Here is a 580-nt window from a genome sequence, read left to right on the forward strand (position 1 = left end):
CTGTCGTCTTCCCACCAGACGTAGACTTCATCGCCCCAGGTCGGACGCTGGCCCTGGCGCTCGGCGTTGGCGACGAAGGACTGGACCAGTTTGCCGCTCGGCAGCTCGACGTAGAACACCGAGTGGCCACCCAGGTAGGCGATGTCGTGGACCTTGCCGCTGGACCAGTTGTGCTCGCACTCGGGTTTCTGCAGGGTGACCAGCAGTTTTTCCGGGCGAATCGCATAGGTGATCGACTTGTCCTGCACCGAGGTGCTGATGCCATGGCCGACGTAGATATTGCGGTCCAGATCCTTGCAACCGATCACCGCGTGGCCCTCGGCATCGTCAATGACCGTGCCGTCAAAGGCGTTCACGTTGCCGATGAACTCGCAGACCATCCGGCTGACCGGGGTTTCGTAGATGTCCACCGGGCTGCCGATCTGGGCGATCCAGCCCAGGTGCATGATGGCGATCCGCTCGGCCATGGTCATGGCTTCTTCCTGGTCGTGGGTCACCATGACGCAGGTCACACCGACGCGCTCGATGATCTCGACAAGCTCAAGCTGCATTTGCGAGCGCAGCTTCTTGTCCAAAGCAC

The 580-nt window shown here is 61.4% G+C and carries 1 protein-coding gene; it reads right to left on the bottom strand.

Annotated features, from left to right (window positions below; translation table 11 throughout):
• Positions 1 to 580 (bottom strand): TOBE domain-containing protein (locus AC07VG_RS33465; protein ID WP_495022574.1); only part of this gene is annotated, 580 nt, incomplete at both ends.

This window comes from Pseudomonas sp. GW821-FHT03C07, from assembly GCF_059420925.1.